At 57.9% G+C, this 16,291-nt stretch carries 18 protein-coding genes and 1 tRNA gene; 14 read left to right on the forward strand and 5 right to left on the reverse strand.

The window, feature by feature from the left end; translation table 11 throughout:
• Positions 1-46: 46 nt before the first annotated feature.
• The 5 genes from ADB08_RS10225 to ADB08_RS10245 all read left to right on the forward strand — a co-directional run bounded on the left by ADB08_RS10225 (position 47) and on the right by ADB08_RS10245 (position 3,269).
• Positions 47-388 carry a WhiB family transcriptional regulator gene (locus tag ADB08_RS10225; protein ID WP_049172897.1) on the forward strand — a complete coding sequence of 114 codons (342 nt, stop codon included), beginning with the start codon at positions 47-49 and terminating at the stop codon, positions 386-388.
• Complete coding sequence (locus tag ADB08_RS11545) at positions 385-756, forward strand: hypothetical protein (protein WP_152682220.1); 372 nt, start codon at positions 385-387, stop codon at positions 754-756. The genes ADB08_RS10225 and ADB08_RS11545 overlap by 4 nt, the downstream gene beginning before the upstream one ends.
• Positions 753-1,286 carry a hypothetical protein gene (locus ADB08_RS10235; RefSeq protein WP_049172901.1) on the forward strand — a complete coding sequence of 178 codons (534 nt, stop codon included), beginning with the start codon at positions 753-755 and terminating at the stop codon, positions 1,284-1,286. Before ADB08_RS11545 ends, ADB08_RS10235 begins: the two co-directional genes overlap by 4 nt.
• Positions 1,287-1,576: 290 nt before the next feature.
• A complete protein-coding gene (locus ADB08_RS10240) occupies positions 1,577-2,431 on the forward strand; it encodes a phage major capsid protein (RefSeq protein ID WP_049172902.1) in 855 nt (284 codons plus the stop codon).
• A 562-nt stretch (positions 2,432-2,993) separates the two neighbouring features.
• A complete protein-coding gene (locus ADB08_RS10245) occupies positions 2,994-3,269 on the forward strand; it encodes a hypothetical protein (protein ID WP_049172904.1) in 276 nt (91 codons plus the stop codon).
• A gap of 174 nt (positions 3,270-3,443) precedes the next feature.
• On the opposite strand, the gene ADB08_RS10250 is transcribed toward ADB08_RS10245, so the two are convergent.
• A complete protein-coding gene (locus ADB08_RS10250; RefSeq protein ID WP_049172906.1) occupies positions 3,444-4,001 on the reverse strand; it encodes a recombinase family protein in 558 nt (185 codons plus the stop codon).
• Positions 4,002-4,254: 253 nt separating this feature from the next.
• Here ADB08_RS10250 and ADB08_RS10255 point away from each other — a divergent pair, with 253 nt between their 5' ends.
• From ADB08_RS10255 to ADB08_RS10280, 6 genes are all read left to right on the forward strand, one after another.
• Positions 4,255-4,752, forward strand: coding sequence for a TetR/AcrR family transcriptional regulator (locus tag ADB08_RS10255; protein WP_239660060.1), 498 nt, complete (start codon positions 4,255-4,257; stop codon positions 4,750-4,752).
• A complete protein-coding gene (locus ADB08_RS10260) occupies positions 4,749-5,108 on the forward strand; it encodes a DMT family transporter (protein WP_034666344.1) in 360 nt (119 codons plus the stop codon). The genes ADB08_RS10255 and ADB08_RS10260 overlap by 4 nt, the downstream gene beginning before the upstream one ends.
• Complete coding sequence (locus ADB08_RS10265) at positions 5,105-5,434, forward strand: DMT family transporter (protein WP_034666342.1); 330 nt, start codon at positions 5,105-5,107, stop codon at positions 5,432-5,434. The genes ADB08_RS10260 and ADB08_RS10265 overlap by 4 nt, the downstream gene beginning before the upstream one ends.
• 75 nt (positions 5,435-5,509) lie before the next feature.
• Entirely contained in the window at positions 5,510-5,854 is a 345-nt protein-coding gene (locus ADB08_RS10270) for an NIPSNAP family protein (protein WP_239660059.1), read from the forward strand.
• Between the two features lie 877 nt (positions 5,855-6,731).
• Positions 6,732-7,280 carry a hypothetical protein gene (locus ADB08_RS10275; protein ID WP_152682221.1) on the forward strand — a complete coding sequence of 183 codons (549 nt, stop codon included), beginning with the start codon at positions 6,732-6,734 and terminating at the stop codon, positions 7,278-7,280.
• Positions 7,281-7,428: 148 nt separating this feature from the next.
• Positions 7,429-8,367 (forward strand): AAA family ATPase, encoded by a 939-nt coding sequence (locus ADB08_RS10280; protein ID WP_049172913.1) that lies wholly within the window; start codon positions 7,429-7,431, stop codon positions 8,365-8,367.
• A 452-nt stretch (positions 8,368-8,819) separates the two neighbouring features.
• Here ADB08_RS10280 and ADB08_RS10285 read toward each other — a convergent pair whose 3' ends face one another.
• Entirely contained in the window at positions 8,820-9,962 is a 1,143-nt protein-coding gene (locus tag ADB08_RS10285; protein ID WP_049172915.1) for a tyrosine-type recombinase/integrase, read from the reverse strand.
• Positions 9,963-10,089: 127 nt separating this feature from the next.
• Positions 10,090-10,162: transfer RNA gene (locus ADB08_RS10290), tRNA-Lys, on the reverse strand.
• A gap of 652 nt (positions 10,163-10,814) precedes the next feature.
• Between ADB08_RS10290 and ADB08_RS10295 the strand changes: the two genes are divergently transcribed.
• Entirely contained in the window at positions 10,815-11,984 is a 1,170-nt protein-coding gene (locus tag ADB08_RS10295) for a L,D-transpeptidase (RefSeq protein ID WP_049172917.1), read from the forward strand.
• 53 nt (positions 11,985-12,037) lie between these two features.
• Here ADB08_RS10295 and ADB08_RS10300 read toward each other — a convergent pair whose 3' ends face one another.
• Positions 12,038-12,721, reverse strand: coding sequence for a LuxR C-terminal-related transcriptional regulator (locus tag ADB08_RS10300; RefSeq protein WP_080969579.1), 684 nt, complete (start codon positions 12,719-12,721; stop codon positions 12,038-12,040).
• Positions 12,722-12,782: 61 nt separating this feature from the next.
• Positions 12,783-13,988 carry a sensor histidine kinase gene (locus ADB08_RS10305; protein ID WP_065421673.1) on the reverse strand — a complete coding sequence of 402 codons (1,206 nt, stop codon included), beginning with the start codon at positions 13,986-13,988 and terminating at the stop codon, positions 12,783-12,785.
• A 149-nt stretch (positions 13,989-14,137) separates the two neighbouring features.
• Between ADB08_RS10305 and ADB08_RS10310 the strand changes: the two genes are divergently transcribed.
• Entirely contained in the window at positions 14,138-15,154 is a 1,017-nt protein-coding gene (locus ADB08_RS10310) for an FtsX-like permease family protein (protein ID WP_239272274.1), read from the forward strand.
• 102 nt (positions 15,155-15,256) lie between these two features.
• Positions 15,257-16,051, forward strand: coding sequence for an ABC transporter ATP-binding protein (locus tag ADB08_RS10315; RefSeq protein WP_049172923.1), 795 nt, complete (start codon positions 15,257-15,259; stop codon positions 16,049-16,051).
• Positions 16,052-16,291: the final 240 nt, after the last annotated feature.

Below are 16,291 nucleotides of genomic sequence, written 5' to 3' on the forward strand. Positions count from 1 at the left end.
TGGGCATGATAACTAGCGCATAGACCGGATAAGGAGAATAGCCGCCGTGACACACAAACGCCGACGCCGCGCCGAGATAGAGATCAGCACCGCGCTAGCCAAGCACGCCGCCGAACTGGCCTCCTGGTCAACACACCACATGCCCGGCGCCGCGTGTCGCGGCAGCGGCTGGCTATTCGACCTTTCCCACCACAAAGAACGCGAACACAAACAAACGATTCGCCACCGCGCCGCCGCCCGCATATGCGCCACCTGCACGGCCAAACAGTCATGCAGAAAAGCAATCGAACAACTACCACCAGAACAACGCGCCGGAGTATGGGCAGGAATGGTTTACGACAACGGCCACAAATACGCGCCGGGCTGCAAAAAGGAGAAAGACCAATGAGCAATAAACACGATGCCGCTGGAATATGCCCGACATGTTCGACACCGGTTAACTGGTGGCTTAATCCTGTGACTAGTCACGCGCCGGGGTGCCGGATTGGCAGGGCTGAAGATTCGGCGCGTGCTGCTGATTTGGCGGCTATTGAGTGTTCCCCGGCTGCTGTTGGTGGCCGGTTGCCGCGTTTTATTTTGGCGCATGAAGCCGAGCTTTTGGCCGCTACTGGTCGTGTGCCTGGCCGTCGTGTGGTTGTCCACGCGGTGCGTCCGACGGCTATCACGTCCGGGTATTTGCCGCCGGATAGGCAGGGTATGCCCGCGCAGTGGCTTAGGCATTTCGAGTTCACGGAGAAAAAGGAGACTGACAAATGACAGATGACACCGCCGCCGATGCTGTGGAGCAGGCCGACGGAGATGCCGCCGATGCTTCACCGACCGATAAGCAGGAGCGACACGGAAGCGTTGCAAATCCAGACGCCGCCGACGGCCACGCCGCCGACGGTAGCGACGATGGGAAGCACCATGACCCACGCCTCGCGGCTGCTCGGAAAGACGCCGCGAAATACCGGGAGCGCCTACGTGAGACAGAAAGCGGACTAGCCCACGCCACCGCGCGGGTGACTGGCCTAGAGCACGCCGTTATCGAGATGGCTAACCCCATTGCTCATAACGTGTCGACCGCCGCGCTGGTGAAGCTCGGTCTCAATATCGGCGACTACATCTCTGACAGTGGGGAGGTTGACCTGGCTGGCATTAAGCAAGCCTGTATCGACATTGCCGCCGACGCTGGTATCAACACCGCCCCACAGTCGGGCTTGCCGATTGTGGAGTCGGTCGGTCGTGTCAATGGCACGGCTGGCGCGGCTGGCAATTGGATTGGCCGGGCTCTCGATCAACGCTGATAGGATTAGCGGCAGGGGGAGCGTCAACGCCCCCGCGTGACCGGATTCATGCGAACAGTTGACCTCTATCACCCGCCCGGAGCGGGGGCGTTAGCCGGTACGACACCGACTAACAGCAATTTCTCGTACACGTACACCGTCGTGCGGAATGCACCCCCGCCCCGGGCGTTTGCATACCCCAAGGGGCACCGACCGCCACCGCCCCCTACAGGCTTGACCACGGGGCACCCCGGCGACACAGGCAGGAGGGTGCAGCCCCGCGCGCCAACCTCAATAGGAGGGGCAACCCAATGCCAAGCTTCACATCTAACGACGCGCTACAAGGCAGCGCACTACTGACCCCGGACGTCGTGGCCACCGTCATTGAAAAGCCCGTGATGGAACAGTCACTAGCCGCGCTGCTCTCGCAGCAGATGCAGACCGGCAGCGAGTCCGTCATCGTCCCAACCGTGACCAAAGACCCAACAGCGCGATGGACAGCAGAGGGCGCGGAAATCACAACCGACGACATGGAAATGAAGCCGCTGGTTATCCGACCGGCAAAGGTCGCAGGTCTCACCGTGGTCACACGTGAGCTCGCAGACGATTCCAGCGCAGACGCCGCGAACCTCGTCGGTGCAGGACTGACACGCGACATCATTCGACAGATTGACGCCGCATACTTCGGCGCGCTCGAAGCTCCAGCGCCAAGCGGTCTTGCAGCACTGGACGGCACAACCGAAATCAAGGCAGGAGCCGCATTCTCAAGCCTTGACCCATTCATTGACGCCATGCAGGCCGCGCAGTCTCAAGGCCACCCGCTGACCGCTTACGCCGCCAACCCCGCCGACGCCGCAGCGCTGGCCAAGATCAAGAAGGCAACAGGCAGCGCCGAACGGCTGCTAACCACCGAACGCGACGCCACCGGCCAACTGGTGCGCCACATCGATGGTGTGCCGCTGATGGCCACGCCACACGTCGAACAAGGCACGATTTGGGGCGTGCCGTCGACAACCTCAATCTTCGTTCGACGCACCGACACCCGCGTTGAAGTAAGCGACCAAACATATTTCAGCTCTGACCGCATCGCTATTCGCGCGATCATGCGGGTTGGTTGGGGCATCATCAACCCGGCTGCAATCATCAAACTGACCGCCGCCGAATAGGCGACCCAGGGGAGGGAACCCTGTCCCAACCACGGAAGCAAAAGGGGCACGGCATTGCCTGGATACCTCCCCTGACCTGCGAAAACGTGCCGGGACAAATTAGGGACAGCCTATTAAAAACCAGGACAAGCAGACCCCAATCAATCACCCGCCGACACCCCACCGACAAAGGTGGGGGCGCGCCGGGCTGTAGGTGCCTGACCTGCAAAGATGCGGAATAGGTCTATATACCCTCATCTTCCTTATCTTTGTATCTTCACAGGTCAGAGGGTGTTTCTTTGGTCTTATCTTCCTTGCCTTTGCCCTTATCTTTCGTTGACCTGCGGAAACGTCCAAAAAGGGAACAAAAAGGGAACAGCCCCCGGTAGTCGAACTATCAAAGTCCGTCTACCAGGGGCTTTTGTGCGCCATCAGGGACTCGAACCCCAAAGGGGTTTTAAGTCACTATCAGGAGCGCATCAGCGCAGGTAGAAACGTTTTTAGCGGCTTCTCTGTTCTAGGGAAAACAGTAGCACACAGCCGTGTGCCCAATTTGTGCCCAATAACAGAGGAGTAAAAAACAATGAAGGTGTCAATCCGGGACATGATGAAGCATGAGAACATCACCTTGGCAGACGTGGAAGATGGTCTCATTATTGAGATTGCAAGCACCGTTTACGCCCGCATTCATGACGGTGTTCTGTTCGTGTCCTTCGATGCTGGAGCAAGTCCGAAGGCGGTAGGCATGTCCGTGGTGCAAGAAGTCGTGCAGCACACCGGGGCAGCTCTGAAGTTCGAGACGGTTGTCGATTCGCCTGATTATCCCTCGGGCAAAGAAGTTATTGCCTGGTTGTCGTGATTACGCTGGGAACGGGGCAGAGATGACCGTCATACTATTCCGGTCACCGACCGTTTTACCAGGTCACAAGGCGTAACAGGGTGTAACTTCCGTGTCGTCTGGACGAAGCGGACAAGGGGCTAGGTTCAATCTACACCCCTGGAGGAAAACAGCAGGTCACAGTGGTTAATGAGTCTAGCCTAGATAGTTGTAGACCGATTGGCGGCTAATACCGAAGTCGTTAGCTAGTTTGGTGACTGACACGCCCTCTGCCTTGAGTTTCTTGAGTTCTGCAATCCGTTCGGAGTTGAGGGCCTTTTTGCGGCCCTTGTACTTTCCTTTAGCCTTAGCGATTGCAATTCCTTCCCGCTGACGTTCCAGAATCATGGAGCGTTCAAACTCTGCCACAGCCCCAAGCATGGATAGGAGGAGGTTGTTCATCGGGGAATCTTCTCCGGTGAAGGTAAGAGCTTCTTTGACAAACTCTACTCGGATTCCGTTGCTGGTTAGTTCCCTGACGGTGCGACGAAGGTCCTCTAGATTGCGTGCGAGGCGGTCCATAGAGTGGACAACGAGCGTGTCGCCTTCTCTACAGAAGCTAATCGCGGCCTGAAGCTCCGGCCTGTTGGTGTCCTTACCGCTGGCCTTGTCCTCAAAAACGCGGTCGAGTTCCACGCCCTCTAGTTGCCTATCGGTGTTCTGGTCTACGGTGCTAACTCGCTTGTACCCGATACGAAGCGCCTTGCTGGTCATTGTGTCCTACTCCCTTTGTCTGCCATGCCGTGGTGTCAAAATAGACTCTAAGACATTCCTGGACATGTGTCAATAAATAGACAACCCCACCCTATTTAGACGGGGTTTAGGTGGAGGCTCGCCTGTCTAGTTAGGGTGTACCCCAGGTGCCCCTACCAGCGCCCGCAGTTGAAGGCTTCACCTACCAAATGGTAAAGTTAGCTATATGCGAACCGGTCAGCGCTCCGAGATCCTGGAAGCTGCCCTCCGCGTCATGAACGCAGCGGAGGGTGGCGACATTACCCTTGACGCAGTGGCCCACGAGGCCGGGCTCACCAAACCGGGATTGCTATATCACTTCCGCAACCGCGACGTACAGCTCGCCGCGATCGTCGACCACGCTGCGGCCAACGTCGAGAACGACATGACTGCCACCCTTGGCAAGCCCCTCGAGAACGCCAACGCCACCGAGCGGCTCCTGAGCTACGTTCACGTCGCCGCCCACGGGGCCGCCAAGCGCGCCGAGTTCATCATCTGGGGCCAAGCGACGTACCGGCCCGAACTCACCGAACCGTGGACTACGCGGATGGGCCGCTGGCTCGAACTCCCGGACGATCTCGACGCCGCCACCCGAGCCAGGCTGACCACCGCCCGACTCGCCGCCGACGGACTCTGGGGCGCCCAGGCCACAGGTGTGTCCACCCTCCACGGCGCGGATCTCGAAGCCGTCGTCTCCAGCATTCGCTCCCTGATCGAAGGAACAACCCCATGAAGCAGTGGTTCCTGCTCGCTGGTGCCATCACTACCGAAGTGGCGGCGACGCTGTCTCTCAAGGCGGCGCTCAATCACCCATCCTGGTACATCGTGGTTGCTGCCGGATACATCGGCACTTTCGTCTTCCTCACCTTCTGCCTGCGCGAAGGAATGCAGATCGGCGTCGCCTATGGCATCTGGGGAGCCAGCGGGGTCGTGCTCGCCGCTGTGCTATCCGCCGCGATTTTCGGTGAACCTCTGACTGCTGTGATGGGTCTTGGAATGGTTCTGATCATCAGCGGTGTCCTCACCGTCGAACTCGGCTCCCAGAAAGCTCAGCAAACCGCAGCCCAGGAAGCAGGAGTCAACTCATGAGATGGATCTTCCTCGCAGGCGCCATCTTGTCCGAAGTCGTCGCGACCATGTCGCTACGAGCCTCCGACGGTGGCCGGGTGAAGAAATGGTTCATCGGCGTCATCGCGGGGTATCTCGTGGCGTTCGTCGCCTTAAGTCTCGCCTTGGCCGACGGCATGGCCCTTGGCGTCGCCTACGGCATCTGGGCAGCATCCGGCGTAGCTCTCACCGCGATCCTCGCCCGGGTCATCTTCCACGAACCCCTCACCCGAACCATGGCCCTCGGCATCCTCTTCATCGCCGTCGGAGTTCTCACCGTTGAAATCGGCGCCAACTTGGCGAACTGACGCATTTCCGCAGGTAAACCAGGCAGATTGGTGTGCCCCAGGTGCACCACGAGGCGCACAGACAAAGGCTCCCCAATGAGCGCCTGTGGGCCTAGCGTTGTGGATGTGATCACCTGTGTCGTCCACTACACCATCGACCCCGACCAGATCGCGGCCTTTGAACAGTTCGCCCGCGCTTGGATGCGGCATGTCGACGAACACGGCGGCACCCACCACGGGTACTACCTACCCGCGGAAGGTGTGAGTGACCGTGCGGAATCCCTGTTCAGCTTCCCCAGCCTGGCTGCCTACGAGCAGTACCGCACCTTGTTCGGCACCCACCCGGACTTCATCGCCGCTGACCGGATTCGAGACGAGTCCGGGTGCGTCCTGCGGTACGAGCGCACCTTCATGCGGCCGCTCCTACCCCAGGGACACTGAAAGGGACTCCGGCAGCACGCTCGGCACAACCCACAACGCCGCAGGTCAGCGCGTACAGATGGGTGTGCCCTACTTGGACACCGGCAGGGTGGTCCTTGGGTTGCCTAGTGTGAGACACCCGGACGGCGGGGGCCCGCCGGGACACCTCCGGGTAGGTGGCACCACCCTAGGAGGGTGGTCGGGGTGCTAGGCACCCGCTAGGCAGGTTAGGGCGCGCTAGGCAGGTACGCCCGGCGCGCCGGGCAGGTCTAGAGGCTTGGACGTAGACAGGGTTGCACACGGGGGCGTGGCACCCCTCCTAGAGGCCTCCTGTGGCGAAGGTGGGTGTCGTGGTGCGAGTCCTCCGGCGGTGTTGGATAGTCCTCCGGAGTGGGGGTAGGTGGGCACCGTTTGCGACCCACGGGGGTTACCCCGCCCCGTGTAGGGGCACCGTACGTGATAGCGGGTGTTCTCCCGTGTACGGGTTGCAGGGTCGATAGAGAGTGATGTTCCTCACAATCCTCGATTTTTATTTTGACACAACAAAACGCCCTACTGTAAAATGGTAGGGCTGAGGTTTTTGCATCTCGGCACCGTTGTTTGAAGAACTGAACAGTGTAGCCACCGCGCCCGGTGACGTAGATAACCAAGGGAGGATTGTATGAATTTATAGGAAAAAGACACACCAAAGTAATGCGGAAAATATACGCGGTCTAGCCGCCGCGCCAATCGCCTCAAAAGAGGCAGTAAGGACAGTATGACGGGACTTAAGAAAGAAGTCAAGCTACTACAGGAGTTCTACGCACTCCAGGGAAAAAGGGTTTGCAACACGTGCAACGATGTTCTAGAGCTGTGTGAAGACAACTTCACCAGAGACAAGAAGGGCTTAGGCGGGTTTATGTCCCGTTGTAAGCGGTGCACCCGCGCAGCAGTACGGCAGCGGGCTAAGTCCGGGTACGGCTTCGGGTACTCGTTAGAAAACGGGTTCACTCGGGCTAAGGCGAAGGGACGTAAAGCATGGAAGGTCACCGAGCCGCAGCTAGTAAAGTACCTCCGGAACCAGCGCAACCACGACCCGGAGAAGTGCTACTACACCGGGGTGACTCTCCAGGACCAGGACAGCAGCAACAGGGCGACCTACAGGCACTTAGAGCACGTCGTTCCGCTGAGTAAAAAGGGGTCAATGCACCGGGTAGGCAACCTTGTGCCCTGTAGTGCAGCGTTCAATCTGTGGAAGGCAGACCAACCGGCACACATCGCAGTGTTAAGAGCACCGGAGCACCTGCGAGCAACAACGTCTTACCTGGGTTGGGTAGACGGCTTTGCACAAGCCGATGCTAACGGTAACCCCGATGTTCCTGGGCAATTAGTCACCTGGGAACCTAACGGCTGTGACCAGCCACCACGGGAATTGAGTCTAGAAGAGGCTAAGGCAATCCTAGGCTAGACCGGACACCACCACCGGGGAAACTACAGCGGGCATCGCTGCAAGTCCCCGGCTTACCAAAGGAAAAACAATCACCGACTACATCGACAACGACGGCAACCTGACGGACTTGGGAGAACGCTCACTAGCGTGGCACAAACTAGGGGCCGTGTGGCTCGAAGATATGCAAGAGGTTTCTCACAAGGACTTTTGGATTATCGAAGGAGCATTAGCCAAACAAGGCACCACGTACGTTTACGGCATGTCCAAGATGGGAAAGTCCTTCTTTGTCTCGCAGGTCATTAATGCAGCCTTACAAGGCACCGACTTATTAGGCTTACCCACCTACGAAAAAGTAGACAGCGTTTTAATTCTCACCACCGACGTAGGCAGTGACCTGGAATACAAGAAGCGCTTAGACGCACTCGGAACAGACCCGGGGCGGGTCGGTATCCGCAAACTAGACACAGCGGCCTCCGAAGTACCTTGGGAGGACATAGCCGGGTACGCTAACGCATTCGGCTTCGGTCTTGTCGTCGTAGACCACGCCACAGCCCTTGTAGAGGGCGAAATAAACTACCGAGAAGGCTGGGTAAGGCTGTACGAGCACCTAGCAAGGTTTAACGCCCCAACGGTGTTGGTGGGGCACTCTACAGACTCCAGACAAGAAGGCAAACAGATTAAGCGACCGGCGGGCAACGCCGCAGCAACTCAGTTCGCACGAGCCAGAGTGTTTTTAAACGCGCCGGGCGGTCTCGTGCAGTCTCCTAAGAGGGTTCTTGAGTTTCTAGCCAATAATGCAGTGGTTGACCCGATTCATTGTGTGAGGGATAAACACGGCTTCTTGGTTGTTGATTCCGGAGCTCCGAAGGAGTCCGAGACGAAACGACAACGCAGCGAACGGGCCAAAGACCTAGATGCCATGGTTCGAGACCTTGCAACGAAGGCACCCCGGGGATTGAACAAGTCCGAGGTAGCTCGTTGCGTGAGAGAACAGTTATTGAACGTTCACGATATCGAACGTAGTGAAGGTACGATTAGAAACATCTTGAATCGTTCGGAGTCGCTTGCGTGGAACGACGAAGAAGGAGGCTGGGAACCGGTGTAGAGTTGCATTTTTAGATGCAAACTCGTATGCAACTTTTTTACATATCCGCAGGTCACAGGGTTGCATTTTGCATTTTGCACCCCCTATGGAGGCTCACCCCGTGCAAGTATTCCTTTTAACGGGAGGCTTACGGCCTCCCTTCTTAGGAGGAGTGAAGAAACCAAAGGGCGGCTTATTGCCGCCCGGTCACGATAAGAGGCCCTTTAGGGGCCTTGAAAAGGGGCGAACAGCCCCGGTCGTGATTGTTTCTGTGGTCGTGTTTGTTTCTCCAAGGAGGCTTTAGAAGCCTCCGTTGGTCTAACTCGTTCCCGGCGTAGGTGCCCAACACCGGAGCCGGTTGTTACCGTCGTAGGGGACGAAGCAACAAGCGGAGTCCCCGGAGGACTCCTACAGTTACCAAAGGAGACAGTAACGGAGAGACCGGCCCGCTTGGGCGGGCTGGGTTGTCTCTCCTAATCGTCGAGGTTCACCGAAGACATAAGCGCGTTAGCGCGTCTCTGTCTTGCTCTCATGTACGTGTTCACGATGGTGGACACGTCTTCTTGACCAAGGATTAAACCAATCTCCCTAGGAGTAGCACCGGCTTCAGCAAGCCGGGTAATGAGGTACACACGCCCGTAATGGGGCGTGAGGTCTTCTTCAATCCCGGCTTTATCTTTGGCTCGGTAGAAGATTGACCTGTAGGACGTATCAAACACCGCAGCACCGTTGTCGGTCTCGGTTGCATAGCCCTCCGGGCGTGGCTGATACGTGGCCAGGTGCTCGGTAACGATGTGCCGGAACTCTGGCATAACCGGGACGGTTCTATAACCGGCCTGTGTCTTGGGTGGGTGCAGTTCCATCTTCACACCACCTTTGCCGTTGGGCACCCTGGCTAGAGTGCCTTCGATTATCACCCTGTCCGGAAAGACGTGTTTGCCGTGCAGGGCTAAAGCTTCTCCCACTCTAAGACCGTGGAAGAGACACAGCACCGTAATGAGTCGGTAGCGGTGCGGAACGTTCTCCAAGATTGCCTTGAGTTGTTTGGTGGTTGGTAGTTCCTTCCGCTTGCTCTGTGGCTTGCGAGACGCAACCCTGACGTGAACCGGGTTTGATGGAAGATAGCCGTATTCGACAGCAAGATTCATGATTGTTCGGAGCTTTTGATAAGCCCGGTGATTGCGGTAAGCGGTATCGGGAAAAGCTTCTACTGTGTCCTGCCACCACCCGGCAACCTTGCGAGGGGTTAGTTTATCCACCGGGGTAGAGGCAAGCCGCTCGTGTCCTAGGACTCGGAGGTTAACTACTTCCTTGTAAGCCCGGAGCGTGGTGATTCGTACGCCCGGCGCGATTAGTTGAAACCAGTGGCGTGTTAGTTCACCGACCGTTGGGACAGTTTCCTTTTCGGTGTTTGGTGGTTCCCATGCACCTAGGTCAATCGCCTTCTTGTTTTCGGCTAACCATGCGAGCGCGCTTAGTTTGTCCGGAAACGTGGAGCTGTATCGTTTGCCGTCCGGTGCGGTGTATCGAGCTTGGTATCGTCCGCTTTTCAGTAGTCGTAAATTACCGAAGTTTTGTGCCCAATTCGTGCCCAATGTGTGCCCTTTAGAGGTCATTTTCCCGGGTACACGGGCGCCTAATGTACCCTGGGCATGTGTTACTTTAAAAACGCCCTGAACAGGGAGTTTCCTCTAAAACGCCAAAGGGCCAGACAGTAAAAACACTGTCTGACCTGGGCTTTTGTGCGCCATCAGGGACTCGAACCCCGAACCCGCTGATTAAGAGTCAGCTGCTCTGCCAGTTGAGCTAATGGCGCTTACTGTTTCCTGCTTGGTGCTCTCTGTGTGAGCTCCTCGCCGGCAACGAGAAGATATATAACCAGGTTTCTGATTGTTTGTAAAATCGGCTGGTCAGATGCTGTTTTTGAATTGATGTTTTTGCATGTTTTTTGAAAGGTTTTGCGCAACCGTTTGAAAAAAGTTCAAAAAAAGTTTGGAAATCCTCAAAGTGGGGTAGGGCCTGTATCAATGCCATCGACGTTGGGAGTGTGCATAGATGTCGGAGTTACGTTCGACAGTGTTCAGTAACGTCCGGAAGCGTCCGGTGGCACTTTTGAATAGCGAACTGATTACTTTTCGGTAACGCAGCTTCAAGGGGGCGCTGTTTTCCCAGGTCGGTTGAAGTGCCCCGGTTTTTTGGGGTTGCACAGCAATTTTCCAGAGGGTTAACTGTAGGAACCGTTGGGCTACTTTGCGTGCTGCGCCCTGTGAGGGGTTGATGACTGCGATTGGGCAGTCAATAAGGCTTTTCAGTTAGGGCGAGCGTTTTATCGGTGGCTAGTGCCGCTGCAGGGCAGTCTGACCTTTTTCGAGGGCGCACCAGGGGCTGTAGCAGGACTCCGCTGTGTGTCGCAGTGTGTCCCCGGGACTTACTACTTAATAATTGCACTGTTGGAGTGAAGCACGATCATGCGGCAATCTTTTAAGCGCCTGTCGATGGCGGTGGTGACATTTGCGACCACCATCTCGCTAGCTGCTTGTACCGTCGGCGGAGATAATGCCGAGCAGCAAGAGGCGGAGAAGCCAGACGTTGGTCTTGTCGCCAGTGTGAAGGACGACGCCACCGATGTTTCGGTGGTTGACCCGATTTCGGTTCAGGTGGAAGAGGGACATCGCCTGGACAAGGTTGTTATGACCAACCCTGAGGGCAAAGAGGTCAAGGGCAAGCTCGACTCCAGTGGTACCAAGTGGACCACTGCAGAACCCCTGGGCTACTCAAAGACCTATGAGATTAACGCCACCTCGGGCACAGAAAAGCTGGCTACTTCTTTCACCACCGTCGAGCCGACTTCTCAGGTAAATGGTTACCTGTCCCCGCTGGATGGTTCCACCGTGGGTGTCGGTCAGACTATTGCTGTGAAATTCAGCGCGAGTATTTCGGACCGCAAGGCTGCTGAGGAAGCAATTAAGGTGACCACCGAGCCTAAGGTGGAAGGCGCTTTCTACTGGCTGAATAACAGTGAGGTGCGCTGGCGTCCAAAGGAGTACTGGAAGCCGGGGACCAAGGTTACCGTGAAGTCCGATATTTACGGCACGGATCTTGGTGACGATATGTACGGTGCGGAGTCCGCCGAAACCAGCTTCACTATCGGTGATGAAGTCATTGCTATCGCTGATGACGCGACGAAGACCATGGTCATTAAGAGGAACGGTGAAGTCGTAAACTCCATGCCTATCTCTATGGGGTCGAATGTTCACCCGACTCCGAATGGCCAGTACATCATCGGTGATCGCAACGAGACCATGGTGATGGACTCTCGTACCTACGGCCTGTCTCTGGAAAACGGTGGCTACGTCACGCCGGTTAACTATGCAACGCAGATGTCTTACTCCGGTATCTACGTCCACGGTGCACCGTGGTCAACGTGGGCACAGGGCAGCGTCAACCAGTCTCACGGCTGCATCAACGTCACTGACGCCAACGCTAAGTGGTTCCTGGACAACACTAAGCGCGGTGACATCGTGATTGTGAAGAATACGATTGGTGAGACGCTCTCCGGTGTTGATGGACTCGGTGACTGGAACATCCCGTGGGAGACCTGGAAGAAGGGCAACGCCGACGAGACCAGCTCTTGGTAGTCCATGTCCTCTAAGTGAGGCCATCATTTAAGCCACGCGGGTTAGTCCGTTTCCTAATCACCCAACATTCCCAGCTCCTGCGCCCGAGCAACAGCCGCGGTGCGGGAGCTGACGTCTAGCTTGGTGAAAATATGTACCAGATGCGATTTCACAGTCGCTTCGGTGAGCACCAGCTGTTCTGCAATTTTTCTATTCGACATACCCCGCGCGACCAACTCGAGCACTTCGAGTTCGCGCGGGGTTAGTGCTGTATTGGGGTTGCGCATCCGACCCATCAAGCGCCCGGCCACTTGTGTGTTCAGCACGGTCTCGCCGCGAACGGCACGACGGATACCATCGATGAGCTCCTCCGGAGCGGCATCCTTCAGCAGATAACCAACTGCGCCTGCGGTGACAGCGCCGAGCACATCGGAGTCCGAAGAATAATTGGTCACCACCAACACTTCTGGAGCCTTTGCGCCGCGCCCGGCCAGTGCGCGGATGGCTGCGGTGGCATCAACTCCGCCTGCGCGGGTAGCAGTGCCAGGGGCCTCACCAAAGCGAAGGTCCATGAGTACCAGATCGATGTGGTCGCAAGAGTCGTCGTCAAGCGATGCGCGCACCTTCTCGACCGCCTCGTCACCGCTGGCCGCCTCGCCAACCACGACGATATCCGGCGCCGATTCAACGACTGCGCGAAGACCAGCGCGGACGATGGGGTGATCGTCGGCGATGAGGACTCCGATGGGCTTGGTCACCTGGCTAACTCCTCGGGTGATGTGAATGGTCGTTTCCTACCTGCATACCAGGCGCGGGACTTTAAGAGGCGAGCTCGTGCGGGATGCTGACGCTGACACCGCAGCCACGCCCCGGTTCCGACTCGATGGTGAAGGTGCCGCCGAGCTTCTCCACGCGTCGGCGCGCGTTGGCGATCCCCACGCTGTCGTCGTTAGTTGGTGCGGTGGGGTCGAAGCCGATGCCGTTGTCGACGCAGTCGAGCAGAATCTCGTCGGGCTGGTAGGTCAGGGTGACACGGCAACGCGTGGCGTGTGCATGCTTGACGACGTTCGCCAAGCTCGCCTGGGCCACCCTGATGATGGTTGCTTCGACGGTGGCCGGCAGCCGCGTGGGTGTGCCGTCGACGCAGAAGCTGACAGCATCGCCCAGCACCGTGGAGGAGCAGACTTTCTCCAACGCGCCGGATAGGTCTGCGCCTTCGAGGGGAGCCGGCTGAAGTGCTGCGATGATGCGCCGGGTCTCGGCGAGATTGTCGGCCGCAACCTTGCGGGCGAGCTGTAGCGAATCCACCGAGGTCTGGTCATGCTGAGTGGGAGCACTTTTCATGCGGGACTCCACCGAATGCAGCAGCAGCTGGATGGAGGAAAGCCCCTGCGCCACGGTGTCATGAATATCGGCTGCGAGGCGTGCGCGTTCGTCCAGCTCACCGGCACGACGGGACAGTGCTTCCGAGTGGGCGCGGGCAGCTGAGAGCTCCTCCAGCGCCTTGGTCTTTTCGATAGTCTCCTTCTGCAGGAGCCGGAACCCCAGCCCCACCGTGAGTACAAACGTCCCACCCAGAATGGGGCCGAGGACACCACCAAATGTCAGCGGAGTGTGGACGGCGATAGCACCGATTGCCGTCGCCGTCGTTGCCACCACCATAACCACGGCCATTAGGCCACCGGTGACCTGCAGAATTACGAAAAACAGCGGGAAGACCAGGAAAGAGGCATCCAGCGTCGCAAACGACATTGCCGCCCAGCACAGCAGCAGAATCACAAGCCAGCCCAACAGCAGGCCACGCGGCTTAGTCAGCGCGACCTCGTTGGCTACGTTGCCATGCCGAGCCCGACCAATCGGCCCGACCGAACCTGCGATGTACACCGCTAGAAAACACGCCGCATAGGTGATGATTCGCCACTGCGGATCCGGAACCACGCATACCGCCAGCAGCACCAGCACCAAAACATCCAGGGCAAACCGCAGTAATTGCCAGCTGCGGTTCAGGGTCTCAGGAGTATCCACGCTCTCGAGCTTAGGGCAGTTCCGCCTGCCAAAACACCGCTGACGAGCCGGAATTGTCAACATCAACCGAAAGTTGGAGACGAAGTTCAACCTCCATGGCGATTAAATCCGCCTTTGAATCCACGACCATAATGAGTATGTACCAGTCAATGAAAGAACTTCGAGCCGCTCCAGGCCGTGCCGCACTGATCACCATCACCGTCGGGATGATTGCTGTGATGGTCACGTTCCTCTCGGCTTTGGCCGCCGGCCTGTCCGCCCAGTCCGTCTCCGCACTGGACGAGGTCTACGACAAAAACGACGCCGTCGTCATCTCGGAGGGGGCCACGTCGCTGTCGTCGTCAAGTATCGGCGAGACGGCGCGAAAGAGCGTCCAGACGTGGGCGAACGATAACAACGCCACCATCCGCGATGTCTACGTCAGTCGTGCGCGCGTCGATGAAACGCCCGTCACCGTCATCTCCGACTTTTCGCTTAACGACGACCAGGTGGCCGTCACCGACGGCGTCAGTGAAACCGCCATTGCGGAAGGTGACTCGCTGACCCTGTCTGGCGCGATGGGCGAGCACGAGACCACCGTTGCGCGCGTGGCGGGGGATAAGTGGCTGGATCACCAAGCGGTCATTTATGCCGGGCGCGGCGTGATGGAAGACCTGACGCCGGGGCAGATGGTGCCAGCGGCGATGGTTGTCGACGAGTCCGCGGCGCAGCTGCCGAATGTCCCGGAAGGAACCATTCTGCGCGACGGCGAGCGCAATAACCTGTCGGCTTCCTACCAGGGTGAGCAGACTTCGCTGAACGCGATGACCTCGATGCTGTATGTGATTTCTGCGCTGGTGGTAGGCGCGTTCTTCACCGTGTGGACTGTTCAACGACTGCGTGGTGTGGCCATTTCCTCGGCGCTCGGTGCGTCCCGCTCCGTGCTGGTGGCTGACTCTCTGGCGCAGGTCCTGGCCGTGCTGGCAATCGGAGTCGGCGGCGGTGTTGCGGTGACTGCAGCGGCGGGCTGGGCTCTGCAGAGCGGCGACGTCATGCCAATTGTGGTCGATGCTTCCACGACCGTCGTACCGGGGCTCATTCTGGCCGTGACCGGCGTAGTTGGTGCGCTGCTGGCACTGGTGCCGGTATTCCGCGTCGATCCGACCACCGCATTGGCGAATGCGTAGTGGCTCGTTAGTACGGCCTAGCACGGCGGCTTCCCACAGAACACTCACATCGCGTTAATCATGCACAACCTGCAACTGAGGAATTGAGGAATTGAGGACAAAATGACTACCTACATCGACAACCAGGCTCCCGTGGCACTCGCTCTAAAGAACATCTCGCTGACCGTCCAAGATGGCGACAACAAACGCACCATTTTGGATGACATCTCGCTGAAGATCCGGGCAGGCGAGGTAGTGGGACTGGTCGGACCATCGGGTTCCGGCAAGTCGACTCTGTTGACCATCGCAGGTTGTTTGAAGAGTGCCGATACCGGACATGTCACGCTGTACTCCAACAAACAGGACGCGAACGGTGCAGGCGCGGACGAGAGTGCGGAAAGGAAGGCCATTGATTTGAGCGCTCGCGGCGCGGATGCTGCCAAGATTCGTCGCGAACACATCGGTATTGTTTTCCAGCAGCCGAATCTTCTGCCAGCGCTGACGGTTAAGCAGCAGCTCATCGCAATGCGGCGACTGGGCCGTGTTTTCGGGTGGCCCGCGGGTGGCCGTCGTGAAGCGGAGAAGCGCGCGGATGAGCTGCTAGAGGCAGTCGGACTGGCTGGGCTGGGAGAACGTCGCGTGAGCCAGCTTTCCGGTGGTCAGCAGGCGCGCGTCAATGTTGCGCGCGCACTGATGAATGAGCCGGAAGTGCTGCTAGTCGACGAACCGACCGCGGCTTTGGATCAGAAGAGTGCAGGGGCGGTGACGCGACTGATTATGGATGTGACGCGGAAGATGGGTGTGGCCACCCTGTACATCACCCACGACCTGGGGCAGCTCCACGGTGCCGACCGAATCGTGGAGATGGTTGACGGCAAGCTGCAGTCCGCGGATGCAGGCTTGGTGGCTACTCGGTAGTGACTATGGGGGAGGAGGCGGCATCGAAAAGGCTGGGTCAGATAACCACGCCGCCGGAAAGGCTCACATTTTTGGCCTTTAACCCCAGAAATTACGGGCTGCAAATGTGAAACTGTGTGAGTTTATGACACTTTCGGGCTATTTTTCGGGCGGTAGGTTCAGGCGGTGAATGCATCACCACTTTCGACCAGGAGAAGTAGTGAAGCAAACCCGCCGAACGAAATACAGTGCCATCAAACC

Origin of the sequence: Corynebacterium sp. 239_CJEI (assembly GCF_001055995.1) — a bacterium.
Taxonomy (GTDB): Bacteria; Actinomycetota; Actinomycetes; order Mycobacteriales; family Mycobacteriaceae; genus Corynebacterium; species Corynebacterium jeikeium_D.